This window comes from Paracoccus sigandri (genome assembly GCF_003709565.1).
GTDB lineage: Bacteria > Pseudomonadota > Alphaproteobacteria > Rhodobacterales > Rhodobacteraceae > Paracoccus > Paracoccus siganidrum.
This window is the reverse complement of sequence record NZ_QNRC01000008.1, coordinates 128,818-154,010: the sequence shown is the minus strand read 5'-3', so window position 1 is coordinate 154,010 and position 25,193 is coordinate 128,818. Positions and strand designations below refer to the sequence as shown.

Below are 25,193 nucleotides of genomic sequence, written 5' to 3'. Positions count from 1 at the left end.
GTCAGGCCCTCCAGCGGTTCAGGTGATAGGCCGGGCCGCGATAAGGCTGCCGGTCCTGGTGGGTTTCCCAGGCGCGCGCCTCGATCTGGGCTTGCGAATAGGCCGGCCGGGTGACGGTCGAGATTTCGAACAGATCGGCGCGGGTGATGGTGCGCAGCGTCCCGGCCGCGCGGCGCTCGATCCGCTCGCCGCCGCGGTGGACGCGGAAACCCGGCGACAGCCCCCGGATCAGGCCCGAGGCATGGGCCGCAAGGAAGTCCCGCGCCCAGCTGGTGCCGCCGTCGATCTCGGCCTCGATCTCCAGGGCGGCATCGGTATCGCGCAGTTGCAGGGTGCCGGCCGCGCGCGAGGCCAGCGGGCGGTTGAAGTCGTGACCGGCCAGCAGGTGGATATCCTCGCCCCGCTCGATCCGATCCGCGAAGGCACGGGCAGCGATGATCTCATACCGCCCGGCTGCCAGTTCGGTTTCAGCGCCATAAGGGAACGTCGCCCGAAGGCGGGTTGCCCCGCCCTCGCTGCGCAGTTCCAGCGCCCCGAGTGACGCTCCCCACAGCATCAGTCGCCGCCTTCCGCGATGCCGGTCAGGATCCGGGTCTGCAGCCCCCGCGGCACGGTGAAATCAGCCGTGACCAGCGCCGTCAGCACCAGCTGGCCCGAAGCCGCCTTGGTGTAGGGATCGCGGATCAGGTCCACGCCGCCATAGATGCCCAGATAGCCCGGCGCGATGCCCTGGACGGTCGCGGTCAGGATCGTGGACTCGGCCGGGATGACGTTGCTGATCGCCGGGCCGGCGATGTGCTTGGTCAGGCGGTCCCATTCCGAAACGGCGGTGCCGGCGATCAGCGCATCATCCAGCTCGGCCCAGATATCCGGGCCGAAGCCCAGATTGACCTGGCTGGCCGAAGTGATCGCGTTGGCCTGCATGAAGGCCACCACCTGCGCCCGGAACGCCGCCCAGGTCGCGGCCGCGCCAACGGCGGTCGAGGCGATGCCATAGGCTGCCGCGCCGGGGATGATGCCCAGAGGCTGGCCGGCCGCGCCGCTGCCATTGACCACCACCCGGTCAAGCTCGGTGCCGATCACCGCGTTCAGGTCGCGGCGAATGGCCGATTCCAGCCCCTCGCCCGCCTGTTTCAGCGCCTTGCGGCTGATCACCATCTGCGCCCCGCCCGTCTGATCGGGGTTCAGGCTGCGCTCGGTGGTCTGGTATTCCGAGGCCGCGCCCACGTTGCCCAGCTCGGTGGTCTGCCAGCCGAACACGGCGCCTGCGGTCGCAACCGGAAACTCCAGCTCGCCCGAGGTGATGTTGATGGACTGGACGCCGAGGCGCGAGGCCACCGAAGCCGGGAACAGCCGGTCGATCACCGGGCGGATGGTCTTGGGGTTGATCTGGTCGGCCGCGACGGTTTCGCCGGCGCGGGTTTCCAGCGCCGCCAGCGGAACCGGAACGCCCTGATAGCCGCCCTTGCTGCGAAGCTCCTCCACGACCTCCCTGGTCGCGCCGGTCAGCGCCCGGCCTTCGTCGAGGGCAAGCGCCACCTGACGCAGCTCGAAACGGCCGACCAGTTCGGCATATTCGCGCTCGGAGCGGGTTTCCAGTTCCTCGCCCGCCTCGCGCCGTTCGCTATCTTCCGCGATCAGCGCGGCGCGATAGCGGGTTTCGTTGGCGCGATATTCCGCGTCCATGGTCTCCATGGAGCGGGTTTCGTCCTCGGTCGGGCTTTCCTTACCGACCAGGCCCGCCAGCGCCTGCCGGATTTCCGACTGGCGACGGGCGATCTTCACAGAATCCAGCATGTGATACCTCATGTTGCTGGGGTGGGTTGTGTCGGCAGATCGGCAACGGCTTGCGCCCAGGCATCGCGCTCGGGCGACCGGATCGGCGCGGGATGGCCGCACTCGATCCGGGTTTTCTTGGTGTGGCAGGAGCTGCACCGGGTGGCGCAATTGGCCGGGTCGAAGGCCAGCTCGGGATTGCTGCGAACCGGCCTGACGTGGTCGATTTCCAGCCGGCCGCGCTTCGTGCCGCAATCGACACAGGCCCAGCCGTCCCGTTCCAAGACGATCTGGCGCAGCACCTGCCAGCGCCTGGTTTTCAGGACCGGCCGGGAAAAGCGCCGCCATTCGTCGCGCTTCACGCCCATGTCGCCCTCGCTTTCCGCACCGGCGCGGCCTTCATCCGCGCGCCCTGCGCGACCGCCAGCACCGCAGCCGCCGCCGCATCAATCCGGCCCAGGGAACGGGCTTTCGCCAGCTTGGCATTCCCGGCCGGGTCGATCAGCGTGACGGCATCCGCGAAGGCGAAGCGCAGCAGCAGCGACGGCAGCACCTTGATCTCGCCGTCGAACAGGCTGCGCCGGAACCGCTCGATATCCTCGGCCCCGTCCTTCCAGCCGAAGCCGCGCCAGATGAACGGGACACGGCCAAGCCCTGCCGCCTGCATGGCCTCGGTGAATTCGGCATGGCGGAAGCGGTCGCCGACGATGCAGGCTGGCTGGATACCGTCCAGCTGGCGCACGATCTCGGCCAGCCATGGGCCGGGCGGAACGGTATTGTCGCCCATCACGGACAACTCGCCGCGTTCCTGCATTTCGACATAGCGCCCGGCGACGGCATCGGCCGCGCCGCGATCCGCCAGCGACGGGAAGGCCGGGAAGGTGCCGAGGGCTTCCAGCCGCCCGGTTTCCGGCCAGTAGAACGCCGCCGCCGACATGGAGCGCGACCCGCCCAGATCCACGCCGAGAATGCAGGGGCCTTCCCGCGCCGGCAGATCCTCGGGCGAAACCTCGGCCGAAAGCCATTCGTCCACCGTGACCAGCACCGAGCGGTTCTCGATCGACACCCGCTCGTTGCGGTTCAGGTTGCGGAAGCTGGACAGGGCCGCGCCGCCGCGCGCGATGGCGGTGCGGGCAGCAGAGACCAGCCATTCCGGGGTCGAGCCGATGCCTTCGGACGCGCCGGGGTTCGCTTCCAGCAGCGACGGCAGATCATCGGCCGGCAGTCCGAAGGCGGGGCGATGTTCCTGGACGTAGCTGCCGGGCGGCGGTTCATCCAGCCAGCGCGAAAAGGTGTTGGTATCGTCGGGGGCCGAGGTCGAGATGATCAGCGCCCGGCCGTCGCGCTTGCCGAGGCCCGAGAGGATGGCGTTTTCGAGATTGTCGCCCTTCTCGCGTTCCCAGGCCGCGCGTTCGTCCATGATCGCCAGCGTTGGGGCGCCGCCGAGGATCGACTTGCCGTCAGCGGCGATGCAGCGCGCCAGCCCGCCGCCGTTCCCCGCGAATTCTATCTCCAGCTTGGAGCCGCGCCGGATGGTGAATTGCGCCTGGTCATCTTCCGGCAGCCCGTTGATGTAGCCCAGCACGAAATTGAAGGCGATGCGCGCCTGGTCGCGGTTGCGGGCAGCGAAGATGATCTCGCGATTCGGCTGCGGGTTCTCTTGCAGCGCGCCGACCAGCTCGGCCAGCGCGAGGCCCGCCGAAAGCGCCGTCTTGGCGTTGCCGCGCCCGATGGACAGCACGCCGACCGTCACGCCCTTGCCAAACGACCCTTTCACGAAATTCCGCTGGAAATTCGCCAGTTTGAGGGGTTTTCCGGCCTTTTTGCCTTCGGGGACGCGCAACAGCCCCAAAAACTGGATCGCGCGCATCGACGGCGATTTTCCCCGGATTTTTTCCAGAAGGGAGAGCGGAACACTCCGCCGCCGGTCCCCAGACACAGACGAATTCCGGGCATTGGGACCATCTCCGAGCAGGTCTTGCACGGCGGCTTCGGGTCCGGTGATCATGCCGGCACCTCGGGACAGCGGGCGATCCAGCCGAGACATTCCATCACCTCGTAGCAGTACCGCTTGGCGCTGCCGGGGGCGGGATGCGCGATGCCGTGATGATCAGCCAGACGTTCGGCAAGCTCACCCCAGTTGGAAACATGCTTGACGCCGACACCATGACGCCGAGCGATCCGCGCCAACCGTGTTCTGTGATTTTTCGCTCGCGTGTTTCTCGGCATAGCCTTCCTCTCTAACTTCACCGTCGCCCCCTGCTGGTTGGTGAGGGCTTGAGCTAAGGGCATAGGACGACCAGCCCCGGCACATGGCCCGGACTAGTCCCTATGCCCTGGGCGATCTTGCTGGCCGGAGCCGGGCCGTCGCTTTGGGCCGAGCCGTGCGCGTGACCTGCGCCGGATCGTCGGTTGCAGCTTTCAGGACGTGGTCACTGTCCTGGGGAACGGGCCTCAACCTTTCGGACTGCCCTTGCCTATGTTCCCGCCCCGTGGTGGGCGCTCGCGATCCAGAGCCACCGTGTGCTAACCGTCCTCTGGTCGGCCCCCGCGTATCGTCGCGCGCGGGGGAACGCGTCGCTTAGTCCTCCTCGATCAGCGTCACATCGTCGGGCAGATCGTCGTCATGACCGATCACACCGCGATCCTGCCGCGTGGCGGCAACCAGACGCTCCATGACGGCCAGTTGCTTGTGAGAGGGGCGCCAGTCCGGCCTGCGCCGCGCTCGCTGGATGGACAGCGCAAAGCCGCGCTCCCAGCCTCGGGCGTTCGCAATCACTCGCCCCCAACTGAACAGCAGGTCATCCACCTCGGCATCGCCCGTGTATGCGTGTTCGGCCCTCATGCCCGCACCCCGCGATAGCGCCCGACGATGCGGACGAAATGGGGCGACAGGGCATTCCTGTCCGTCGAACCGCGCGCATCGTAATAGGCCGCGACCTGATCCAGCAGGGCGTGGCGCAGATCATCGGGGATATCCTCGGGCTGATCGCCAAAGCCTGCGAGGTAATCGATGATGATCTCGCCGGCCGGGCGAGGCCCTGTCAGCCGCAGCGCGGGGCGCCGGCCGGTCATTACCGCGAAATCCTCAAAAGCTTCCCCGCCCGCCGTCACGCTGACGCTGGACCAGTCCAGCAGCGGCGTGATCGGAAGATGGAAGATCGAGGCACGCGGCCAGGCCGACATGCAGACGCGGATCGTCTGCGTCAGCAGGGCAATCTGGGCGTAATCCTCGGCCTCGCGGGTGACGGCTCCGCCCATCACTTCCAGATCGGCATCATCGTCCCCGAAGTCGATGCGCCCGCGCAGCTTGGCGGCAGGCAGATCGACAGCGGCGGTGGCCGGGCGGTTCAGGCGTTCGATGATCATGCCGCCCTCTCTTGGCTGATGAAGGCGCGGAAGGCGTCCTGGTCTTCGGGCGGCATGTGGGCGAACGCGGCGGCACCATAGGCTTTCAGCTCGGCCCGGCTGGCGTTCTCAGCCCAGAAATTGGCTTCGCGCATGATCTGGGCGAATGCGGCAATCGGCATCCCGGCCCGCAGGCCATGCAGGATCGCTTCCAGAAACGGCAGGCGGTCGGCCGGATCACAGCTCATCAGCGCCTCGATCAGCGCATGAGCCTTGGCTTCGCGGCGCATGTTGTGGATCATCTCAGCGGGCGCGTTTTCCGTTTTACAGTGAAGCGGATTGTTCTGGCTCCGTTCATCGGAAGTTCCGCTTTGGCTGGAAAACGGTTCTCTTTGAAGATCAGTCGCATGGGGATATTGCGGTGAAATCCTGCACCTTCCCCCTATCTTGACGCGCCGGACGCCCTTGACCCCTTATCTGGGCCGCAGATCGTGCCCGATGGCCAATCGCCCCCTTTTCATCTTCTGACGACGCCCTATGCTGGCGCCAGGCGAGAGAGGGTGACTGAATGGTGCGGCCGGGAATTGACTATGGTGGGATGATGCATCGCGCGATGCAGCGGCTGATCGCCGACGTGCTGCGGGACGTGGCCGCGAACGGCCTGCCCGGAGAGCATCATTTCTTCATCACCTTCGACACGCGGGAGGAAGGCGTCGAGATGGCCGACTGGCTGCGCGACCGCTATCCCGAGGAAATGACCATCGTCATCCAGCACTGGTTCGACAACCTGACCGTGGATGCCGACGGCTTCACCATCACGCTGAATTTCGGCAACTCGCCCGAGCCGCTGCGCATCCCCTTCGACGCGCTGCGCACCTTCGTCGACCCCTCGGTCGAGTTCGGCCTGCGTTTCGAGACGCAGGACCACGACGAGGATGACGAGGACGAGGATGAGGACGAGGCGCCCGACGACGATGGCGGCGACGGCCCCGACAGCCCGCCTCCGGGCGGCGGCGAGGTCGTGCAGCTGGACCGCTGGCGGAAATAGGCCCGTCCCCGGCGGGGCGATGTTTGTGTCAGCATACCGTTGCATACGAATTGCGAATCCGGGTCGCGGGGGCTAGAACCCGCGCAGAACCGTGAGGGAGCCATCCGAAATGACCAAGACCCGCACCGAAACCGACAGCTTCGGCCCGCTGGAGGTTGACGCCTCGAAATACTGGGGCGCGCAGACCCAGCGCTCGATCCTGAACTTCCCCATCGGCTGGGAACGCCAGCCCACAGCCATCATCCGCGCGCTTGGCGCCGTCAAGCTGGCCGCCGCCCGCATCAACATGGCCGAGGGCAAGCTGGACCCGACGATCGGCCGCGCGATGGAACAGGCCGCGACCGAGGTTTTCGAAGGCAGGTTCGACGACAATTTCCCGCTGGTCGTCTGGCAGACCGGATCCGGCACCCAGTCGAACATGAACGCCAACGAGGTGATCTCGAATCGCGCCATCGAGATCCTGGGCGGCGTGATGGGCTCGAAGGATCCGGTCCACCCGAACGACCATGTGAACATGGGCCAGAGCTCGAACGACACCTTCCCGACCGCGATGCATGTCGCCATCGGCATGATGGCCCGCGACGTGCTGCTGCCGGGGCTGGAAAAGCTGCACGGGGCGCTGGACGCCAAGGCGCAGGAATTCAAGGACATCATCAAGATCGGCCGCACCCATACCCAGGACGCGACGCCGCTGACCCTGGGCCAGGAATTCGGCGGCTATGCCCACCAGGTCGCCAAGGGGATCGAGCGCGTCAAGCTGGCCCTGACCGACATCTACGAGCTGGCGCAGGGCGGCACCGCCGTCGGCACCGGGCTGAACACCAGGAAGGGCTGGGACAAGGCCATCGCCGCGGAAATCGCGAAGATCACCGGCCTGCCCTTCGTCACCGCGCCGAACAAGTTCGAGGCGCTGGCCGCCCATGACGCGATGGTGTTCTTCTCGGGCGCGCTGAAGACAGTGGCGGCAAGCCTGTTCAAGATCGCCAACGACATGCGCCTCCTGGGCTCCGGCCCCCGCTCGGGCCTGGGCGAGCTGATCCTGCCGGAAAACGAGCCGGGCAGCTCGATCATGCCGGGCAAGGTGAACCCGACCCAGGCCGAGGCGCTGACCATGGTCTGCGCCCATGTCATGGGCAATGACGCGGCCATCGGCTTTGCCGGCAGCCAGGGCCATTTCGAGCTGAACGTCTACAACCCGATGATGTCCTACAACGTGCTGCAATCCATGCAGCTTCTGGGCGACGCGGCGGGCAGCTTCACCGACAACATGGTGGTCGGCACCCAGGCGAACATCCCGCGGATCGAGAAGCTGATGAAGGAATCGCTGATGCTGGTGACGGCGCTGGCGCCGACCATCGGCTATGACAACGCGACCAAGGTGGCCAAGACCGCGCACAAAAACGGCACCACCCTGCGCGAGGAAGCGATCGCGCTTGGCTTCGTGGATGGCGAGACCTTCGACCGCGTCGTCCGCCCCGAGGACATGATCGGGCCGAAGGATTGATCGCGGCGATCCCGCATCTGATGTTTCAGGGCGCGATGGCGGATGCCGTCGCGCTCTGGTCCCGCGCCTTCCCGGACCTGAAGGCCGAACAGCGGGGCAAGGACACGCTGCATGTCACCGTGGCCGGCCAGCCGCTGATGCTGTTCGACAGCCCGCCGGTCCATGACTTCACCTTCACCCCCGCCATCTCGCTGCTGATCACCTGCGACCATGCCGCCGAGGTCGACCGGATCGCGGGAATTCTTGCCGAGGGCGGGCATGTCTTCATGCCGCTTGATGCCTATCCCTTCTCGCCGGGCTATACTTGGATCGCCGACAGGTTCGGCGTCAGCTGGCAGATCATGCTGCCGCCCGAGGAGACGCGATGACAGGGGTGATCAATCTGCGCCAGGCGCGCAAGCGGCGCGACCGGGCCGAACGCCGCGCGACAGGCGACGCCAACGCCGCGAAATTCGGCGAGGCCAAGCCCCTGCGCGCCGCGCGCGAGGCCGAGGCATCGCGCAGCGCCCGCGCCCATCAGGCGCATCTGCTTCGGGACGATACTGCCGGGACAGCCGATGATTGACCTGCCCCCGATGACGCCGCCGCTGAAACGCTCGGTGACGATCGAGGGACATCGCACATCCGTCTCGCTGGAAGAGGCCTTCTGGCAGGAACTGGGCCGGATCGCCGCGGCGCGGGACGAGACGCGGGCGGTGCTGATCGCCCGCATCGACCGCGCCCGCCCGGCCGAGGTCGGCCTGGCCACCGCGATCCGGCTGTTCGTGCTGGCCGAACTGCAGGCCCGCTAAGGGCGCGCCTATTGCACCCGCACCCAGGTCTGGCTCTTGCACAGAAGCCCGCCCGCGACGCAGCCCGACAGGCTCATCCGGTCGCCGCCGACGCTGGCCTTGCCGTTATAGATCCGGTCGTTCGCCGGCCGCCAGACGCGGCCCTGGTAATTGCCGCCGCCGGTGGGCGCCATGTCGATGACGATCTGCCGGCCGATATTGGGCGACTGGTATTCGGCCCGGTCCTTGAAGGTCCGGGTGATGGTGCCGCAAAAGGCCGCGCCGCAGGGGGCGATGGTGACATGGGCGAAGGCGCCCTCGTCGGGCTGGGTCTGCCAGACCCCCTCGATCGGATCGGCAAGCGCCGCACCCGCCCCCAGCACGCCCGCAACCGCCGCGAACGCGCCCGCAATGATGAATTTCCGCATGATCCCTCCTCCTCAAGGATGGGGGCAATTCTGCGCGCCGGGGGGATTCTGGCAAGCGTGACGTGAGGTCCTTTCCCTTTCCGGCGCGGCATGGCAAAGGGGCGCAAGCTCTGCATCCAGACGAGGCCCGACATGATCCTCTATCCCGCCATCGACCTGAAGGACGGCAATTGCGTGCGCCTGCTGCGCGGCGAGATGGAGGCGGCGACGGTCTTCGGCACCGACCCGGCCGCCCAGGCCCGCGCCTTCCAGGATGCCGGCGCGGAATGGCTGCACCTGGTCGACCTGAACGGCGCCTTCGCCGGCCGCCCGGTCAATGCCCAGGCGGTCGAGGCGATCCTGGCCGCGATCCGCATCCCCGCCCAGCTGGGCGGCGGCATCCGCGACATGGCGACGATCGAAAGCTGGCTGGAGCGGGGCCTGGCGCGGGTGATCCTGGGCACCGTCGCGGTCGAGGATCCCGACCTGGTGCATCAGGCGGCGCTGGCCTTCCCCGGCAAGGTCGCGGTCGGCATCGACGCCCGCAAGGGCCGCGTGGCGACCCGCGGCTGGGCCACGGAAACCGATCTCGAGGCGACCGACCTGGCCCGCCGCTTCGAGGATGCCGGCGTGGCCGCGATCATCTATACCGATATCGACCGCGACGGCGCGATGGCCGGCCCGAATGTCGCCGCGACGGAATCGCTGGCCCGCGCGGTCTCCATCCCGGTCATCGCCTCGGGCGGGGTCTCCTCGATGGCGGACCTGACGGCGCTGGCCGCGACCGGGGTGATCGCCGGCGCGATCTCGGGCCGGGCGCTCTATGACGGCGCGCTGGACCTGGCCGAGGCGCTCGCCGCCCTGCGCTGAGCAACCAGCCCGCTTCTCTGTTGCCCAAATACCCCCTTCCCGGCCGCCCCCGTCGCGACCAGGACCCCCCTTCCCCGCCACCTGATCCCGCGCTAGAACCGGCCCATGCTCAAGACCCGCATCATCCCCTGTCTCGATGTCGCCGACGGCCGCGTGGTCAAGGGCGTGAATTTCGTCGACCTGGTCGACGCGGGCGACCCGGTCGAGGCGGCGCGCGCCTATGACGCGGCCGGCGCGGACGAGATCTGCTTTCTCGACATCCACGCCACGCATGAGAACCGCGGCACCATGTACGACCTCGTCACCCGCACGGCCGAGCAATGTTTCGTGCCGCTGACCGTCGGCGGGGGCGTGCGCAGCCATCGCGACGTGCGCGACCTGCTGCTGGCCGGGGCCGACAAGGTCAGCTTCAATTCCGCCGCCGTCGCCGATCCCGATGTCGTCTCCGACGCCGCCGACCGTTTCGGCAGCCAGTGCATCGTGGTGGCGATCGACGCCAAGACCGTGGCGCCCGGCGAATGGCAGATCTTCACCCATGGCGGGCGCAAGCCCACCGGCATCGACGCGGTCGAATTCGCCCGCATCGTCGCGGCGAAGGGCGCGGGCGAGATCCTGCTGACCTCGATGGACCGCGACGGCACGCGGGCCGGGTTCAACATCCCGCTGACCCGCGCCATCGCCGATGCGGTCTCCATCCCGGTCATCGCCTCGGGCGGGGTCGGCACGCTGGACCACCTGGTCGAGGGCGTGACAGAAGGCCATGCCAGCGCCGTCCTGGCCGCCTCGATCTTCCATTTCGGCACCTTCACCATCGCCGAGGCCAAGGCCCACATGGCCGCGGCCGGCATCCCGATGAGGCTGGCATGACTGCCGCGACGGAACGCGCGCTGGACCGGCTTGCCGCCACCATCGCCGCGCGCAAGGGCGCCGATCCCGACAGCAGCTGGACCGCGAAACTGCTGGCCAGGGGCCCCGAGAAATGCGCCGAGAAATTCGGCGAGGAGGCCATCGAGGCGATCATCGAGGCCACGAAGGGCGACCGCGCCAGGCTGGCCAGCGAGGCGGCGGACGTGCTCTATCACCTCCTGGTCATGCTGGCGGCGCATGACCTGACGCTGAGCGATATCGAGGCCGAACTGGAACGGCGCGAGGGCGTCTCGGGCCTGGCCGAGAAAGCGTCGCGCGGCGCCGGGGCCACGAAGCCATGATCGGGCGCCGGCAAGGGAACCCTTTTCCTTGCCCCCCGCAAACGGTTATAAGCGCGTAATTCGCGCCGCAGGACAGCATGGCGCGCCACGCAAGAACATGGCGAACACGGCAGAGGTCAGCATGAGCAACGATTCCGAAAACGGCAAGCATCACGAAGGCGACGTGGCCTTCATCCAATCCCTTGCGGAACTGCTGAATGCCAGCAATCTTTCCGACATCTCTGTCAAGCGGGAATATGGCGAACATGACCGGCTGACCGTCAGCCTGTCCAAGCACGGCAAGACCGTCGCCGTCCACGCGGCCCCCGCCGCCCAGCCCGCGCCCGCCGCCGCTGCAACCGCGCCCGCCGCGACCCCCGCCCCGGCCGGCGGCGGCGAGGACCCCGCCTCGCTGCCCGGCGCCGTCACCTCGCCCATGGTCGGCACCGCCTATCTGGCGGCCGAGCCCGGCGCCACGCCCTTCGTCCAGATCGGCCAGAAGGTCGCCGAGGGCGACACGCTGCTGATCGTCGAGGCGATGAAGACGATGAACCACATCCCCTCGCCCCGCGCCGGCACGGTCAAGCGGATCCTGGTCGATGACGGCACGCCGGTCGAATTCGGCGCGCCCCTGATGGTCGTCGAGTGAGGCGGGCATGTTCGACAAGATCCTGATCGCCAATCGCGGCGAGATCGCGCTGCGCGTGATCCGCGCCTGCCGCGAGATGGGCATCGCCTCGGTCGCGGTCCATTCCACCGCCGATGCCGATGCGATGCATGTGCGCATGGCCGACGAATCGGTCTGCATCGGCCCGCCGCCCTCGACCGCCAGCTACCTGTCGATGCCCGCCCTGATCTCGGCCTGCGAGATCACCGGCGCGCAGGCGATCCATCCCGGCTATGGCTTCCTGTCGGAAAACGCGGCCTTCGTGCAGATGCTGGAAGACCACGACATCACCTTCATCGGGCCGCGCGCGGAACATATCCGCATCATGGGCGACAAGATCACCGCCAAGGAGACGATGAAGGCGCTTGGCGTGCCCTGCGTTCCCGGCAGCGAGGGCGGCGTCGACGATGTCGACCAGGCCCGCAAGGTCGCGGCCGAGATCGGCTATCCGGTCATCATCAAGGCCACCGCCGGCGGCGGCGGGCGCGGCATGAAGGTCGCGCAGGACGAGAAGGGCCTGGAGGTCGCCTTCCGCACCGCCCGCGCCGAGGCCAAGGCCGCCTTCGGCAATCCCGACGTCTATATCGAGAAATACCTGCAGCGGCCGCGCCATATCGAGATCCAGGTCTTCGGCGACGGCAAGGGCCGCGCCGTGCATCTGGGCGAGCGCGACTGTTCGCTGCAGCGCCGCCACCAGAAGGTCTTCGAGGAGGCGCCGGGGCCCGTCATCACCGCCGAGCAGCGCAACCGCATCGGCGGGATCTGCGCCGATGCGGTGGCCAAGATCGGCTATGCGGGGGCGGGCACGATCGAATTCCTGTTCGAGGATGGCGAGTTCTATTTCATCGAGATGAACACCCGCCTGCAGGTCGAGCATCCGGTGACCGAGGCGATCTTCGATGTCGACCTGGTCCGCCAGCAGATCCTGGTCGCGGCGGGCGAGGAGATGGAGTTCCTGCAAGAGGACCTGTCGATCCGCGGCCATGCCATCGAGGTGCGCATCAATGCCGAGAAGGTGCCGGGCTTCACCCCCTGCCCCGGCCGCATCACCCAGTATCACGCGCCGGGGGGCCTGGGCGTGCGGATGGATTCGGCGCTTTACGACGGCTATTCGATCCCGCCCTATTACGACAGCCTGATCGGCAAGCTGATCGTCCACGGCCGCGACCGGCCCGAGGCGCTGGCCCGGCTGTCGCGCGCCCTGGGCGAGCTGATCGTCGATGGCGTGGATACGACCGTGCCGCTGTTCACCGCCCTGCTGCAGGAACCCGACATTCAGGCCGGGAACTACTCGATCCACTGGCTGGAACGCTGGCTGGACCAGAAATTCAGCTGAGGCAGGTCCATGCTGACGCCCGCGCAACTGCTGAACGGCTATGCGCGCGGCGTCTTTCCGATGGCCGAAAGCGCGGATGATCCGCGGCTGTTCTGGTTCGACCCGCCGATGCGCGGCGTGCTGCCGGTCGGCGGCGTCCATGCCTCGCGCTCATTGCGGCGCGAGTTGCGGCGCGGCGGCTGGTCGGCCCATATCGACGGCGATTTCGACATGGTGGTCCGGGCCTGCGCGGATCGCGATCTGACCTGGATCAACGCGCCGCTGGCCCGGCTCTATCACAGGCTGCATCTGGCCGGCCACGCCCATGCACTGGAAGTCCGCCATGACGGACAGTTCGCGGGCGGCATCTTCGGGGTCACGCTGGGGGCGGCCTTCTTCGGCGAGTCGATGGTCTCGGCGCGCAGCAACGGCTCGAAACTGGCGCTGCTCTGGACCTCGAACCAGCTGGCGCGCTGCGGCTTCACCCTGTTCGACACGCAGTTCCTGACCCCGCATCTGGCGCGGATGGGCGGCCACGAGATCCCGCGCCATGTCTATCGCCAGCAGCTGGAACGCGCCCTGCGGCGCGAGGCCGATTTCCGCGCGGTGCCGCCGCTGACCGCCGCTCAGCTCTGGCAGGAAATCACCCAGACGTCATAGCGCGCGTCGTCCAGCGCCGACAGCGCCGGCGAGGAAGCGATCATCCAGCCGCTGAACAGCGTCACATTGCGCGAGCGGTCGGTGATGGTCAGCTGCGCGAAGGCGTCCGAGCTGGGATCGTCCGCAGGATAGCGGCATTCGCCCAGCCGCACCTCCAGCCGGCCATAGCGCAGCGCCTCGCCGACGCCCAGCTCCATGTCCGTGGTCCGGCCCGAGACCTTGTCCAGCCCGCGCAGCAAGGCGCCATTGCCGCGGGCAACCTCCTGCGCGGCCAGCGGCGGCGCCAGGGCCAGAAGCGTCGCGGCCAGCAGCAGCTTGCGGATCATTCTGCGCCCCCTTCGCCGTCGCGGGACTGGCTGTCGACGAATTTCATCATCAGCTGCAGCAGGCTGACCGCGCCCTGCACATCCTCGATCTCGTCGCCGGGGGCCAGGTCGTCGAGGCTGCCACCGGGCTGGATCTGGATATAGGCGCCGCCCAGCAACCCGTCCGACTGGATCAGCGCCGCGCTGTCGGCGGGCAGGACCACCTCCTTCGGGATCGTCAGCCGCGCATCCGCCATGTAGGTCTGCGGGTTGAGCGTGACCGCGCTGACCCGGCCGATCCTGACCCCGGCCAGCCGCACCTCGGTGCCGACATCGACGCCGTCGACATCGGGAAACGAGGCGGTCAGCTCATAGCCGCCGCGCGGCAGCAGCTCGCCCCCCGCGGCCCAGGCCAGGAACCCCGCCGCCACCGCCAGGACCACCCCGCCGGCGATCAGTTCGGCCCGCTGCTCGGCAGAGGCCGTCATCTATTCGGGTTGCCAGGCGTCGTAGTCGCGGCGGGTGGCGGGTTCCGCGCGATACAGCGATCCCTCGGGGAAATAGGCCCCGGTGGTCCCGGTCAGGTTCGGCTGGTGCGGCTTTTCCCAGGCCTTGTGCGGCAGCGGCGCCTCGGTCGGCGGTTCCTTCCAGGTGTGGTGCAGCCAGCCATGCCATTCAGGGCTGACCCGGCTGGCCTCGGCCTCGCCCTTGTAGATCACCCAGCGGCGCTTGCCGTCCTTGCTCTGGTAGAAGACGTTGCCCTCGGCATCCTCGCCGACCTTGGTGCCGTTGCGCCAGGTCCAGAACTGGGTGTTGATGGTCTGGCTGTTCCACCAGGTCAGGGCGCGAAGCAGAAAATTCATGAGCCGGGCCTCGTCAATCGGATCTGCCGCAAGATATGGCCCAAACCGGCCCGAAGGTCCAGATCCGCCATGACCCTGCGAGGACAACAAATGGCGCGCATTGTCGGAAATCGCTGCAGGCGGGGGGCGATCTTCCGCACCCGGCCCGGCAAGCGCGGGCGCCCTTGGCAAAAGGGCGCCCGCGGGGGACGCCCTTCCTCGATCACGCGCACCGCGGCGTGGGGGCCGGATCAGCCCGCCGAGGCGGTTTCCTTCTTCGCGTCGGTATGGATCAGCAACGGTTTCGCGGCGGCGTTCTCGACCGCTTCCTCGTTGACGACCACTTCCTCGACGCTGTCCATGCCGGGCAGTTCGAACATGGTGTCCAGGAGGATCTCCTCCATGATCGAGCGCAGCCCGCGCGCGCCGGTCTTGCGCTTGATGGCGCGCTTGGCGATGGCGCTCAGCGCGTCCTCGGTAAAGGTCAGCTCGACCCCCTCCAGCTCGAACAGGCGCTGATACTGCTTGACCAGGGCGTTCTTCGGCTTGGTCAGGATGATGATCAGCGCTTCCTCGTCCAGGTCGGTCAGGGTCGCGATGACCGGCAGGCGGCCGACGAATTCCGGGATCAGGCCGAATTTCAGCAGGTCCTCGGGCTCCAGCTCCTTGAACAGCTCGCCCACGCCGCGGTCGTCGTTTTCCTTGACCGAGGCGCCGAAGCCCATCGCCGTGCCCTTGTTCCTCTGCGCGATGATCCGGTCCAGGCCCGCGAAGGCGCCGCCGCAGATGAACAGGATGTTCGTGGTGTCCACCTGCAGGAATTCCTGCTGCGGATGCTTGCGCCCGCCCTGCGGCGGCACCGAGGCGACCGTGCCCTCCATGATCTTCAGGAGCGCCTGCTGCACCCCCTCGCCCGAGACGTCGCGGGTGATCGAGGGATTGTCGGACTTGCGGGTGATCTTGTCGACCTCGTCGATATAGACGATGCCGCGCTGCGCGCGCTCGACATTGTATTCGCTGGCCTGCAACAGCTTCAGGATGATGTTCTCGACATCCTCGCCCACGTAGCCCGCCTCGGTCAGCGTGGTCGCGTCGGCCATGGTGAAGGGCACGTCGAGGATCCGCGCCAGGGTCTGCGCCAGAAGCGTCTTGCCGCAGCCGGTCGGGCCGATCAGCAGGATGTTCGACTTCGCCAGCTCGATATCGGATTTCGCGCCGTGGTTCAGCCGCTTGTAGTGGTTGTGGACCGCCACCGACAGCACGCGCTTGGCATGTTCCTGGCCGATGACGTAATCGTCGAGAACCCCGCAGATCTCCTTCGGGGTCGGCACGCCGTCGCCGGATTTCAGCCCGCTGGACTTGGTTTCCTCGCGGATGATGTCCATGCACAGCTCGACGCATTCATCGCAGATGAAGACGGTCGGCCCCGCGATCAGCTTGCGGACCTCATGCTGGCTCTTGCCGCAGAAGCTGCAATAGAGCGTGTTCTTGCTGTCGCCGCCGGACTGGTTTGCCATCGTCCATTTCCTTCATTGCCGTGCCGCCTTCCGGTGACACGGGCGGCGCCGGAACCCCCGCGCGCCGCAGCTTCGATCATCCGCCACGCAACCCCCGAGCCGTGGCGGACAGCGTCTGGCCATATGTTAAGGATGACGTGCTTCCGTCACAATCCCCAACGGGCCGCCACCGGCCTTATTTCTTCTCGGGCTCGGCCTTGCCGCGCGGCTCCAGAACCTCGTCGATCAGGCCCCATTCCTTCGCTTCCTCGGGCGACATGAAGCGGTCGCGCTCCAGCGCCTGCTCCACCTCGGGCAGGGTCCGGCCGGTATGCTTCACGTAGATTTCATTCAGCCGGCGCTTCAGCTTCTCGGTCTCGCGGGCATGGATCAGGATGTCGGTCGCCTGGCCCTGGAAGCCGCCCGAGGGCTGGTGGACCATCACCCGGCTGTTGGGCAGCGAATAGCGCAGCCCCGGCTCTCCCGCGGCCAGCAGAAGCGAGCCCATCGAGGCCGCCTGCCCCACCACCAGCGTCGAGACGCGCGGGCGGATATACTGCATCGTGTCGTAGATCGACAGGCCCGAGGTCACCACGCCGCCGGGGCTGTTGATATACATGCTGATGTCCTTCGAGGGGTTTTCCGCCTCGAGAAACAGCAGCTGCGCGCAGATCAGCGTCGACATGCCGTCATGGACCGGCCCCGAGACGAAGATGATCCGTTCCTTCAAGAGGCGCGAGAAGATGTCGTAGGCCCGTTCCCCGCGAGAGGTCTGTTCGACCACCATGGGAACGAGGGTATTCATGTAGAATTCTGCCGGATCGCTCATCTTCTGTCCTTGCCTGTCAGTTCCCGTCCCCGCGATTCGTCCGGGTTTGATACCTGTCTTAGCCGCGAAAGGTTGACAGAGTCTTAGTAACCGGCAAGGTCCGCCGCAAGGGATGGAACGAATTTCGCCCTTCTGGTCGAGGGTGCCAAGGCAGGAGAACGCGGTGAAACTGATCGTCGGACTGGGCAATCCGGGCGCGAAATACGAGGGAAACCGGCATAATATCGGCTTCATGGCGCTGGACCGGATCGCCGCCGATCACGGGCTGGGGCCTTGGAAGGCGCGCTTCCAGGGGCTTGTGGCCGAGGGGCGGCTGGGCACCGTGCGCGTCATGCTGCTGAAGCCGCAGACCTTCATGAACCTGTCGGGCCAGTCGGTGGGCGAGGCGATGCGCTATCTGAAGCTGACCCCCGCCGATGTCGTGGTGCTGCATGACGAGCTGGACCTGGCGCCCGGCAAATGCCGGCTGAAGCAGGGCGGCGGCCATGCCGGGCATAACGGGCTGCGCTCGCTGCACCAGCATATCGGCGCGGATTACCAGCGCCTGCGGCTGGGGATCGGCCATCCGGGGCACAAGGACCGGGTCTCGGGCTGGGTGCTGTCGGATTTCGCCAAGCCCGACCGGGACTGGCTGGAGGACCTCTTGCGCGGGATCTCGGACGGGGCGCCGATGCTGGCGGCGGGCGATGGCGCGCGTTTCCTCAATGCCGTCGCCGCCCGCGTGGCGCCGGCCCGCAACAGCGGCGAGGCGGCGCCCGCGCCGCGCGCAACGCCTGCCCCGGCCGGGAAAGCCGCGGCCGAGGATCCCCCGGAGCCGCCGCAGAGCCTTGCCGACCGGCTGCGCGCGTTGACCGAGCGGTTCAGATGAGCGGCGACGCGGTCCGCGCCGCCTTCCGCCGCCAGGCCGAGGCCTGCCGCGTGCTGGGGTCGCCGCTGACGGCGCAGCTCTGCGACCATCTGGCCGAGGCATTGCAGCCCGGCCAGGGCGCCCTCGCGCGCCGCGTGCTGGGCTGGACCGGCGATCCGGGGCCCGCGGCGGATTCGCTGCCGCTGCGGCTCTGCGGCGGCTTGCACGGGCTGGTCCTGGCCGGCCGGGCGCCCGAGCTGCGCGCGGCTTATGCGCGGGGGGAGGTCGGGGCGGAGCTGCTGCTGGAGGTCCTGGCCCGCCACGAGGACGACTTGCTGGGCTGGCTGGACAACCCGCCGCAGACCAACGAGGTCGCGCGCTCGGCCGCGATCATCGCGGCGGCGCGTTTCGCGCAGGCCCTGGCGCCGCTGCCGATCCGGGCGCTGGAGCTGGGGGCCTCGGCCGGGCTGAACCTGAACTTTCATCGCTATCACCTGGCGCCGCAGGGGGTGCAGGAGGGGGCACAGAAGGGGACAGAGAAGGGGGCGCTGCCCCCATCCGGGGCAAGGGCCCCGGATTCCCCCGGGATATTTGGGCCAGGTGAAAAGTCTGGGCGGGTGGTCCTGGCGCCGGAATGGCGGGGCGAGGTGCCGGGCGGGCGCCTGGAGGTCGCCGAGGCCGTGGGGGTCGATCTGCGGCCGGTCGATCCGGTGGCCGATGCGTTGCGGCTGACGGCCTATTGCTGGGCGGACCAGGAGGCGCGGCTGGAGCGGCTGCGCGGGGCGCTGGAGATCGCGCGGCGCCATCGGCCGAAGGTGGCGGCCGGGGATGCGGGTGCCTGGCTGGAGGCGCGGTTGGCCGAGCCCGCGCCGGGCCGGCTGGGTTTCGTCTTTCACACCGTCGCCTGGCAGTATTTCCCCGCCGCCACGCAGGCGGATTGCGAAGGCGCGATCCGGCGGGCGGGGGCGCGGGCCGGCGTCTCGGCGCCGCTGGCGCATTTCTCGATGGAGGCCGATGGCGGGCAAGGCGCCGCGCTGCGGCTGAGGCTGTGGGACGGAAAAGAGCGATGCTGGTCGCTGGGGCGGGCGGATTTCCACGGCCGCTGGATCGACTGGGCGCCCGAGCAACTGTGATCCCCTCCGCCGGAGGAAGGGGTTGGCGGATCGCCCCGGCCGGGCTAGCCTTGTCGGGAAGGAGGCGAGGATGGAGCCATCTCTGAACGTCCTTGGCGGGGAGCTGCGGCCCTGCTCGACCGCGCCGATGACCGGCTTCTTTCGCAACGGCTGTTGCGATACCGGCCCCGAGGATCGCGGCAGCCACACGGTCTGCGTCGTCGTCACCGCCGAGTTCCTGGCCATGTCCAAATATCTGGGCAACGACCTGTCCACGCCCCGGCCCGAATATGGTTTCGCGGGACTGCAGCCCGGCGACCGCTGGTGCCTTTGCGCGGCGCGGTTCCTGCAGGCGGCCCAGGAATATGCCGCGCCGCAGGTGGTCCTGGAATCCACCCATCTTCGGGCGCTGGACATCATCCCGCTGGAATTGCTGCAAGCCCATGCACTTGACCGGCAAAGTTAAGGCGCTTTCTGCGATGGCGGCGCTGCTGATGCCGCTTGCCGCAATGGGCGAGCCGTTGCGCAGCGACGACCAGGAGAGGCTTGCGGCACTGGATGCCAGCCTGGGCAGGGCGCTGCGGGCCGCCTTTGCCGGTGGCGGCGCGGATGACCTGGCCCTGTTGCGGGACGGGCTGCGCGGGACGGCGATGGCGCCCGAGGCGGCGATGGACCTCTTGCCGGGCGACTGGAACTGCCGGATGATCAAGCTGGGCCGCAACCTGCCGATCGTCGCCTATCAGCCCTTCCGCTGCCGCGCGAATGGCGATGGCGGTTTCGAGAAGCTGACCGGGTCGCAGCGGACGCGCGGCGCGCTGCACCTGGTCGAGGGACAGCTGGTCTATCTGGGCACCGGCTTCGTCGCCGGCGAGACGCCGCCCGATTATGCGGACCTGCCCGAGGCTGTGGAGCCGCAGTCCGTCCCGCAATTCATGCCGGAGATCGGCCTGGTCGAGATGGTCTCGGAAACGGCGGGACGGATCATCTTTCCGCAGCCGCACCTGGAATCCGAGACCAACCTGCTGGTCCTGACCCGCGACTGAGCGGGCCGGGGCGCCGGTCGGGCCTGCCGGTCAGGTCTGCCGGTCAGGTCTGCCGGTCAGGTCTGGATGTCGAAGCCCAGATGCTTGGCGACGGTGAAGATGTCCTTGTCGCCGCGCCCGCACATGTTCATCACGATCAGGTGGTCGGCGGGCAGGTCCGGGGCGATCTTCATCACATGGGCCAGCGCATGGCTGGGCTCGAGCGCCGGGATGATGCCTTCGGTCGCACAGCAGAGCTGGAAGGCGGCCAGCGCCTCGTCATCGGTGATCGCGACATATTCGGCGCGGCCCATGTCCTTCAGCCAGGCATGTTCCGGGCCGATGCCAGGATAGTCGAGCCCGGCGCTGATCGAATGACCTTCGAGGATCTGGCCGTCCTCATCCTGCAGCAGATAGGTGCGGTTGCCGTGCAGCACGCCCGCGCGCCCGCCCGACAGGCTGGCGCAATGTTCCATCCGGTCGTCCACGCCCTTGCCGCCGGCCTCGACCCCGATGATGCGCACCGACTGGTCGTCGAGGAAGGGGAAGAACAGCCCCATCGCGTTCGAGCCGCCGCCGATGGCCGCGATGATGGTGTCGGGCAGCCGGCCCTCGCGCGCCAGGATCTGCTCGCGCGCCTCCTTGCCGATGATCGACTGGAAGTCGCGCACCATCGCCGGATAGGGATGCGGGCCGGCGACCGTGCCGATGCAGTAGAAGGTGTCGCGCACATTGGTCACCCAGTCGCGCAGCGCGTCGTTCATCGCGTCCTTCAGCGTGCCGCGGCCCGAGGTGACCGGCACGACCTCGGCGCCCAGAAGGCGCATCCGGAAGACGTTGGGCGCCTGGCGTTCCACGTCATGGGCGCCCATGTAGACCACGCATTTCAGCCCGAAGCGGGCGCAGACCGTGGCGGTGGCGACGCCGTGCTGGCCGGCGCCGGTCTCGGCGATGATGCGGGTCTTGCCCATGCGCCGCGCCAGCAGGATCTGGCCCAGCACGTTGTTGATCTTGTGGGCGCCGGTATGGTTCAGCTCGTCGCGCTTCAGGTAGATCTTCGCGCCGCCCAGATGCTCGGTCAGCCGCTCGGCGAAATACAAGGGCGAGGGGCGGCCGACATAATGGGTCCAGAGATCGTCCATCTGCGCCCAGAATTCCGGGTCGGTCTTGGCGCGCTCGTATTCGGTCTCGAGATCCAGGATCAGCGGCATCAGCGTCTCGCTGACGAAGCGGCCGCCATAGATGCCGAAGCGGCCCTGCTCGTCGGGTCCGGTCTTGAAGCTGTTCAGCAGGTCATCGGCCATGGGATGCGCCTTCGCGGTTCGGATTTCGGGTATTTGGGCAACGAAGAAGTCTAGAGCGGTTTCTTATAGCCGATATGGCTTGGGGTGAAGCCCATGCGGTCATAGAAGCGATGCGCGTCGCCGCGGGCCTTGTTGGTGGTGAAGTGGATCAGCCGGCAGCCGGCAGCGCGGGCACGGGCCTCGGCATCGGCGACCAGGGCCTCGCCGATGCGCTGGCCGCGATGGGTCGAGGCGACGCGCACCCCCTCCAGCAGCGCGCGGCGCGCGGCCGAGAGCGACAGGCCCGAGATCAGGGTCAGCTGGTAGCAGGCGACGATCGCCGCGCCGATCCGGCCCACATAGAGGGTGTTGCCGCCCTCGGCGCGCATGGCGTCGAAGGCGGCGAGATAGGGGGCGAGATCGGCGGTTTCCCGGCCGCGGCCCAGGATGTCGTCGGCCAGCAGGGCGACCACGGCGGGCACGTCGGCGCGGGTGGCGGGCTGGAAGGCGACGGTCATGGGGCGGCCTCGCGGATGAAGTCGCGGATCAGGGCGGCGTCCTTGACGCCGGGAGCGGTCTCGACGCCGGAACTTACATCGACGCCGGGCGCGCCGGTCAGGCGGATCGCCTCGGCCACGTTGGCGGGGGTCAGCCCGCCCGCCAGAAGCCAGGGCTTCAGCCATTTGCGCCCGACCAGCAGCCGCCAGTCGAAGGCCAGCCCGTTGCCGCCCGGCAGCACCGCATCCTTTGGCGGCTTGGCATCGACCAGCAGCATGTCGGCGACCAGCGCGTAATCCCACAGCGCGTCCAGGTCCTGGGGCCCGGCGATGCCCACCGCCTTCATCACCGGCAGGCCGAAGCGCGCCTTGATCTGCGAGACGCGGGCGGGGGATTCCGCGCCGTGCAGCTGGATCAGGTCAAGCGGCGCCGCGGCCAGGGTCGCTTCGAGCAGCGCGTCACCCGGATCGACGAAGAGCCCCACGCGGGCGACGCCCGGCGGCACCTCGGCGGCCAGGGCGGCGGCCTGGGCGGGCAGGATGGCGCGCGGCGATTTCGGGAAGAAGACGAAGCCCAGATAGCGGGCGCCGGCCTCGACCGCGGCGGCGACATGGGCCGCTTCGCGCAATCCGCAGATCTTGACCTGAGCCATCGGGCCGCTCAGCGCGGCGCGGGCAGCGAGGCAGCCGCGGCGGGATCGGCCGGGGCCGCAGCGGGCGCGGATTTCGGCCGGTCGAGGATCGCCAGGACCTCGTCGCGCGGACTGGCATGGCGGTCGCGCAGGTGGCTGACCTCCTGCTCCAGCCGCTGGACCTCGGTCGAGCGGCGGCGTGCCTCGCGGCGGATATGCGCCTCGCGCAGGTATTCCCAGACCAGGCCGGCCAGCATCCCCAGCGCGAAGGCCAGGAAGATCACCAGGAACAGCGGCAGCCGCACCGACCATTGCCCGCCCAGATACTGGTCGAAATTCGCCGGAAAGGCGCTGAGCGTGACCATGTCGCGATTCGCGAGCGCGACGGCGATCAGCACGATGGCCAGCAGGATGACGAAGGACAGGCGGATGAAACGCATGGCAGACCCCTTGGGATGGCGCGTCGGGCCGGAACGGCCGCGTGGCTGGCCGCTGTTTACCCCGCTCAGGCGTCGCCGTTCAACCGGTCGCGCAGCAATTTGCCGGTCTTGAAGAAGGGCACGTGCTTTTCCTCGACTTCGACGGATTCGCCGGTGCGCGGGTTGCGGCCGGTGCGGGATTCGCGCTTCTTCACCGAGAAGGCGCCGAAGCCGCGCAGCTCGACCCGGTCGCCCCGCGCCATCGCGTCGATGATTTCCTCGAAAACCGTGTTCACGATCCGCTCGACATCCCGGCGGAACAGATGCGGATTTTCTTCGGCGATCTTCTGGATCAGTTCGGACCGGATCATCGCACTCCCCTTATGCTGCGACATTCTTGCGCGGGGCGGTCTTTCGGTCAGCCGAAACGCAGCTGCCAGCCTCGCATCCTCTTGGCCAAACGCCGAAACAACGACTTGGTTTCATAGCGATGCCAGCTTTGCCCCGCGCGCGCAAGAGGCCGCTGCTTGCGCTAGCACCGGTTTCAGGCAAGAAAAACCCCGCCCCCGGAACGAACCGGGGACGGGGCGGATCAGGGCGTGCCGGCCGCTCAGTTGTTGCGGTTCAGCGCGGCACCAAGGATATCACCCAGCGAGGCGCCCGAATCCGAGCTGCCATACTGGTCGATGGCCTCTTTCTCCTCGGCGATCTCGCGGGCCTTGATCGACAGGCCCAGGCGGCGGGTCTTGGTGTCGATGTTGGTGACGCGGGCATCGACCTTGTCGCCGACCTGGAAACGCTCGGGGCGCTGGTCCTGGCGGTCGCGGGCCAGGTCGCTGCGGCGGATGAACGACTTGACGCCGTTATATTCCACCTCGATGCCGCCATCCTCGATGGCGGTGACCTGCGCGGTCACGATGGTGCCACGCTTCACGCCGTCGACGGCTTCGGCCATGTGCTCGTTTTCCAGGGCCTTGATCGACAGCGAGATGCGCTCTTTCTCGACATCCACGTCCTGGACCACGGCTTTCACCACGTCGCCCTTGCGGAAGTCCTGGATGGCATCCTCGCCACGGGCATCCCACGAGATGTCCGAGAGGTGGACCATGCCGTCGATATCGCCGTCCAGGCCGATGAACAGACCGAATTCGGTGATGTTCTTGACCTCGCCCTCGATGACGGTGCCGCTCGGGTGGGTTTCGGCGAAGACTTCCCACGGGTTGCGCATGGTCTGCTTCAGACCCAGGCTGACCCGGCGCTTGGCCTCGTCGATCTCCAGCACCATCACATCGACTTCTTGCGAGGTCGAGACGATCTTGCCCGGATGGACGTTCTTCTTGGTCCAGCTCATTTCGCTGACATGGACCAGGCCCTCGACACCGGCTTCCAGCTCCACGAAGGCGCCGTAATCGGTGATGTTGGTCACGCGGCCCTGGTGAACCGAGCCGATCGGGAACTTGTCGCCGACGGTATCCCAGGGATCGGCCTGCAGCTGCTTCATGCCCAGGCTGATGCGGTGGCTGTCCTTGTTGATCTTGATGACCTGGACCTTGAGGGTCTCGCCGATCGACAGGATCTCGGAGGGGTGGTTGACGCGGCGCCAGGCCATGTCGGTGACGTGCAGCAGGCCGTCGACACCGCCCAGATCCACGAAGGCGCCGTATTCGGTGATGTTCTTGACGACACCGTCCACGGTCTGGCCTTCGGTCAGGTTGGCGATGACCTCGGCGCGCTGCTCGGCGCGGCTCTCTTCCAGGATGGCGCGGCGCGACACGACGATATTGCCGCGGCGGCGGTCCATCTTCAGGATCTGGAAGGGCTGCTTCAGGCCCATCAGCGGGCCGGCGTCGCGCACGGGGCGGACATCCACTTGCGAACCGGGCAGGAAGGCCACGGCACCGCCCAGATCGACGGTGAAGCCGCCCTTGACGCGGCCGAAGATGGCGCCTTCGACGCGCTCTTCATCGCCATAGGCACGCTCCAGACGATCCCAGGCCTCTTCGCGGCGGGCTTTCTCGCGGCTGATCGAGGCTTCGCCGCGGGCGTTTTCCACGCGGTCCAGATAGACCTCGACCTCGTCGCCGACGGCGATCTTGGCTTCCTCGCCGGGATTTGCGAATTCCTTCAGATCGACGCGGCCTTCCATCTTGTAGCCGACATCGATGATGGCCTGGCCCGCCTCGATGGCGATGACCTTGCCCTTGACGACCGAACCCTCTTCGGGCGTGTCGATCTCGAAGCTTTCGTTCAGGAGGGCTTCGAATTCCTCCATGGTCGCTTTAGCGCACATATATGATCAGTTTCCTTTACGTCTGTTTGACTGGCCTGACGGTTGGCTCCGCCGGTCTGTTGGGCGT

Annotated in this window: 35 protein-coding genes; 15 read left to right on the top strand and 20 right to left on the bottom strand. The window is 67.8% G+C overall.

Going from position 1 to position 25,193, the window contains the following annotated elements; translation table 11 throughout:
• Window position 1: 1 nt before the first annotated feature.
• The 8 genes from C9E82_RS09800 to C9E82_RS09770 all read right to left on the bottom strand — a co-directional run bounded on the left by C9E82_RS09800 (window position 2) and on the right by C9E82_RS09770 (window position 5,426).
• Window positions 2-556 (bottom strand): HK97 family phage prohead protease, encoded by a 555-nt coding sequence (locus C9E82_RS09800; RefSeq protein WP_119897415.1) that lies wholly within the window; start codon window positions 554-556, stop codon window positions 2-4.
• Entirely contained in the window at window positions 556-1,797 is a 1,242-nt protein-coding gene (locus C9E82_RS09795) for a phage major capsid protein (RefSeq protein ID WP_119897416.1), read from the bottom strand. The genes C9E82_RS09800 and C9E82_RS09795 overlap by 1 nt, the downstream gene beginning before the upstream one ends.
• An 8-nt stretch (window positions 1,798-1,805) precedes the next feature.
• Complete coding sequence (locus C9E82_RS09790) at window positions 1,806-2,144, bottom strand: HNH endonuclease (protein WP_119897417.1); 339 nt, start codon at window positions 2,142-2,144, stop codon at window positions 1,806-1,808.
• Window positions 2,135-3,784 carry a terminase large subunit domain-containing protein gene (locus tag C9E82_RS09785; protein WP_420849809.1) on the bottom strand — a complete coding sequence of 550 codons (1,650 nt, stop codon included), beginning with the start codon at window positions 3,782-3,784 and terminating at the stop codon, window positions 2,135-2,137. Before C9E82_RS09785 ends, C9E82_RS09790 begins: the two co-directional genes overlap by 10 nt.
• Entirely contained in the window at window positions 3,781-4,005 is a 225-nt protein-coding gene (locus C9E82_RS24080) for a hypothetical protein (RefSeq protein WP_183154058.1), read from the bottom strand. Before C9E82_RS24080 ends, C9E82_RS09785 begins: the two co-directional genes overlap by 4 nt.
• A 352-nt stretch (window positions 4,006-4,357) precedes the next feature.
• Window positions 4,358-4,621, bottom strand: coding sequence for a hypothetical protein (locus C9E82_RS09780; RefSeq protein ID WP_119897419.1), 264 nt, complete (start codon window positions 4,619-4,621; stop codon window positions 4,358-4,360).
• Complete coding sequence (locus C9E82_RS09775) at window positions 4,618-5,145, bottom strand: head-tail connector protein (protein WP_119897420.1); 528 nt, start codon at window positions 5,143-5,145, stop codon at window positions 4,618-4,620. The genes C9E82_RS09780 and C9E82_RS09775 overlap by 4 nt, the downstream gene beginning before the upstream one ends.
• Complete coding sequence (locus C9E82_RS09770) at window positions 5,142-5,426, bottom strand: hypothetical protein (RefSeq protein ID WP_119897421.1); 285 nt, start codon at window positions 5,424-5,426, stop codon at window positions 5,142-5,144. Before C9E82_RS09770 ends, C9E82_RS09775 begins: the two co-directional genes overlap by 4 nt.
• A 269-nt stretch (window positions 5,427-5,695) precedes the next feature.
• On the opposite strand from C9E82_RS09770, the gene C9E82_RS09765 reads away from it, so the two are divergent.
• The 5 genes from C9E82_RS09765 to C9E82_RS09745 all read left to right on the top strand — a co-directional run bounded on the left by C9E82_RS09765 (window position 5,696) and on the right by C9E82_RS09745 (window position 8,467).
• A complete protein-coding gene (locus tag C9E82_RS09765; RefSeq protein ID WP_420849810.1) occupies window positions 5,696-6,172 on the top strand; it encodes an SspB family protein in 477 nt (158 codons plus the stop codon).
• 109 nt (window positions 6,173-6,281) lie between these two features.
• Window positions 6,282-7,676 (top strand): class II fumarate hydratase, encoded by a 1,395-nt coding sequence (gene fumC, locus C9E82_RS09760; RefSeq protein WP_119897423.1) that lies wholly within the window; start codon window positions 6,282-6,284, stop codon window positions 7,674-7,676.
• A gap of 20 nt (window positions 7,677-7,696) precedes the next feature.
• On the top strand, window positions 7,697-8,044 hold the full coding sequence (locus C9E82_RS09755) for a VOC family protein (protein ID WP_119897433.1): 348 nt from the start codon (window positions 7,697-7,699) through the stop codon (window positions 8,042-8,044).
• Window positions 8,041-8,241: a DUF4169 family protein gene (locus tag C9E82_RS09750; protein ID WP_119897424.1), complete on the top strand. Its 201-nt coding sequence runs from the start codon at window positions 8,041-8,043 to the stop codon at window positions 8,239-8,241. The genes C9E82_RS09755 and C9E82_RS09750 overlap by 4 nt, the downstream gene beginning before the upstream one ends.
• Complete coding sequence (locus tag C9E82_RS09745) at window positions 8,234-8,467, top strand: ribbon-helix-helix domain-containing protein (protein WP_119897425.1); 234 nt, start codon at window positions 8,234-8,236, stop codon at window positions 8,465-8,467. Before C9E82_RS09750 ends, C9E82_RS09745 begins: the two co-directional genes overlap by 8 nt.
• 8 nt (window positions 8,468-8,475) lie before the next feature.
• Here the strand turns inward: C9E82_RS09745 and C9E82_RS09740 are convergent, their stop codons facing one another.
• Window positions 8,476-8,874, bottom strand: coding sequence for a DUF2147 domain-containing protein (locus C9E82_RS09740; protein WP_119897426.1), 399 nt, complete (start codon window positions 8,872-8,874; stop codon window positions 8,476-8,478).
• 132 nt (window positions 8,875-9,006) lie between these two features.
• On the opposite strand from C9E82_RS09740, the gene hisA reads away from it, so the two are divergent.
• The 6 genes from hisA (at window position 9,007) to aat (ending at window position 13,552) form a co-directional block, all read left to right on the top strand.
• Window positions 9,007-9,723: a 1-(5-phosphoribosyl)-5-[(5-phosphoribosylamino)methylideneamino]imidazole-4-carboxamide isomerase gene (gene hisA, locus C9E82_RS09735; RefSeq protein ID WP_119897427.1), complete on the top strand. Its 717-nt coding sequence runs from the start codon at window positions 9,007-9,009 to the stop codon at window positions 9,721-9,723.
• A gap of 105 nt (window positions 9,724-9,828) precedes the next feature.
• On the top strand, window positions 9,829-10,590 hold the full coding sequence (hisF, locus tag C9E82_RS09730) for an imidazole glycerol phosphate synthase subunit HisF (RefSeq protein ID WP_119901244.1): 762 nt from the start codon (window positions 9,829-9,831) through the stop codon (window positions 10,588-10,590).
• The gene (locus C9E82_RS09725) at window positions 10,587-10,931 is read left to right on the top strand and encodes a phosphoribosyl-ATP diphosphatase (RefSeq protein ID WP_119901243.1); all 345 of its coding nucleotides are present in this window, start codon (window positions 10,587-10,589) and stop codon (window positions 10,929-10,931) included. The genes hisF and C9E82_RS09725 overlap by 4 nt, the downstream gene beginning before the upstream one ends.
• 121 nt (window positions 10,932-11,052) lie before the next feature.
• A complete protein-coding gene (gene accB / locus C9E82_RS09720; protein ID WP_122449254.1) occupies window positions 11,053-11,559 on the top strand; it encodes an acetyl-CoA carboxylase biotin carboxyl carrier protein in 507 nt (168 codons plus the stop codon).
• A gap of 7 nt (window positions 11,560-11,566) precedes the next feature.
• Entirely contained in the window at window positions 11,567-12,913 is a 1,347-nt protein-coding gene (accC, locus tag C9E82_RS09715) for an acetyl-CoA carboxylase biotin carboxylase subunit (protein WP_119897434.1), read from the top strand.
• A gap of 9 nt (window positions 12,914-12,922) precedes the next feature.
• The gene (gene aat, locus C9E82_RS09710) at window positions 12,923-13,552 is read left to right on the top strand and encodes a leucyl/phenylalanyl-tRNA--protein transferase (protein WP_119897435.1); all 630 of its coding nucleotides are present in this window, start codon (window positions 12,923-12,925) and stop codon (window positions 13,550-13,552) included.
• Here aat and C9E82_RS09705 read toward each other — a convergent pair.
• From C9E82_RS09705 to C9E82_RS09685, 5 genes are all read right to left on the bottom strand, one after another.
• Entirely contained in the window at window positions 13,519-13,878 is a 360-nt protein-coding gene (locus C9E82_RS09705; RefSeq protein ID WP_119897436.1) for a DUF2155 domain-containing protein, read from the bottom strand. The two genes, aat and C9E82_RS09705, sit on opposite strands and share 34 nt — an antisense overlap.
• On the bottom strand, window positions 13,875-14,345 hold the full coding sequence (gene mlaD, locus C9E82_RS09700; RefSeq protein ID WP_119897437.1) for an outer membrane lipid asymmetry maintenance protein MlaD: 471 nt from the start codon (window positions 14,343-14,345) through the stop codon (window positions 13,875-13,877). Before mlaD ends, C9E82_RS09705 begins: the two co-directional genes overlap by 4 nt.
• On the bottom strand, window positions 14,346-14,720 hold the full coding sequence (locus C9E82_RS09695) for an NADH:ubiquinone oxidoreductase subunit NDUFA12 (protein WP_119897438.1): 375 nt from the start codon (window positions 14,718-14,720) through the stop codon (window positions 14,346-14,348).
• A 230-nt stretch (window positions 14,721-14,950) separates the two neighbouring features.
• Complete coding sequence (clpX, locus tag C9E82_RS09690) at window positions 14,951-16,216, bottom strand: ATP-dependent Clp protease ATP-binding subunit ClpX (RefSeq protein WP_119897439.1); 1,266 nt, start codon at window positions 16,214-16,216, stop codon at window positions 14,951-14,953.
• Between the two features lie 175 nt (window positions 16,217-16,391).
• Complete coding sequence (locus C9E82_RS09685) at window positions 16,392-17,024, bottom strand: ATP-dependent Clp protease proteolytic subunit (RefSeq protein ID WP_119897440.1); 633 nt, start codon at window positions 17,022-17,024, stop codon at window positions 16,392-16,394.
• Window positions 17,025-17,187: 163 nt separating this feature from the next.
• Here C9E82_RS09685 and pth point away from each other — a divergent pair, with 163 nt between their 5' ends.
• From pth to C9E82_RS09665, 4 genes are all read left to right on the top strand, one after another.
• Window positions 17,188-17,892, top strand: a complete 705-nt coding sequence (pth, locus tag C9E82_RS09680; RefSeq protein ID WP_119897441.1) for an aminoacyl-tRNA hydrolase — start codon at window positions 17,188-17,190, stop codon at window positions 17,890-17,892.
• The gene (locus tag C9E82_RS09675) at window positions 17,889-19,004 is read left to right on the top strand and encodes a DUF2332 domain-containing protein (protein WP_119897442.1); all 1,116 of its coding nucleotides are present in this window, start codon (window positions 17,889-17,891) and stop codon (window positions 19,002-19,004) included. The genes pth and C9E82_RS09675 overlap by 4 nt, the downstream gene beginning before the upstream one ends.
• A 70-nt stretch (window positions 19,005-19,074) precedes the next feature.
• The gene (locus tag C9E82_RS09670; protein ID WP_119897443.1) at window positions 19,075-19,449 is read left to right on the top strand and encodes a DUF2237 family protein; all 375 of its coding nucleotides are present in this window, start codon (window positions 19,075-19,077) and stop codon (window positions 19,447-19,449) included.
• The gene (locus C9E82_RS09665) at window positions 19,433-20,026 is read left to right on the top strand and encodes a DUF4893 domain-containing protein (RefSeq protein WP_221035977.1); all 594 of its coding nucleotides are present in this window, start codon (window positions 19,433-19,435) and stop codon (window positions 20,024-20,026) included. The genes C9E82_RS09670 and C9E82_RS09665 overlap by 17 nt, the downstream gene beginning before the upstream one ends.
• 56 nt (window positions 20,027-20,082) lie before the next feature.
• On the opposite strand, the gene trpB is transcribed toward C9E82_RS09665, so the two are convergent.
• The 6 genes from trpB to rpsA form a co-directional block, all read right to left on the bottom strand.
• The gene (trpB, locus tag C9E82_RS09660) at window positions 20,083-21,309 is read right to left on the bottom strand and encodes a tryptophan synthase subunit beta (protein WP_119897445.1); all 1,227 of its coding nucleotides are present in this window, start codon (window positions 21,307-21,309) and stop codon (window positions 20,083-20,085) included.
• 50 nt (window positions 21,310-21,359) lie between these two features.
• Entirely contained in the window at window positions 21,360-21,806 is a 447-nt protein-coding gene (locus tag C9E82_RS09655) for a GNAT family N-acetyltransferase (protein ID WP_119897446.1), read from the bottom strand.
• The gene (locus C9E82_RS09650; protein WP_119897447.1) at window positions 21,803-22,438 is read right to left on the bottom strand and encodes a phosphoribosylanthranilate isomerase; all 636 of its coding nucleotides are present in this window, start codon (window positions 22,436-22,438) and stop codon (window positions 21,803-21,805) included. The genes C9E82_RS09655 and C9E82_RS09650 overlap by 4 nt, the downstream gene beginning before the upstream one ends.
• Window positions 22,439-22,446: 8 nt before the next feature.
• Entirely contained in the window at window positions 22,447-22,857 is a 411-nt protein-coding gene (locus C9E82_RS09645) for a LapA family protein (RefSeq protein WP_119897448.1), read from the bottom strand.
• 65 nt (window positions 22,858-22,922) lie between these two features.
• On the bottom strand, window positions 22,923-23,207 hold the full coding sequence (gene ihfB, locus C9E82_RS09640) for an integration host factor subunit beta (protein ID WP_119897449.1): 285 nt from the start codon (window positions 23,205-23,207) through the stop codon (window positions 22,923-22,925).
• Window positions 23,208-23,446: 239 nt separating this feature from the next.
• The gene (gene rpsA / locus C9E82_RS09635) at window positions 23,447-25,126 is read right to left on the bottom strand and encodes a 30S ribosomal protein S1 (protein WP_119897450.1); all 1,680 of its coding nucleotides are present in this window, start codon (window positions 25,124-25,126) and stop codon (window positions 23,447-23,449) included.
• Window positions 25,127-25,193 lie beyond the last annotated feature (67 nt).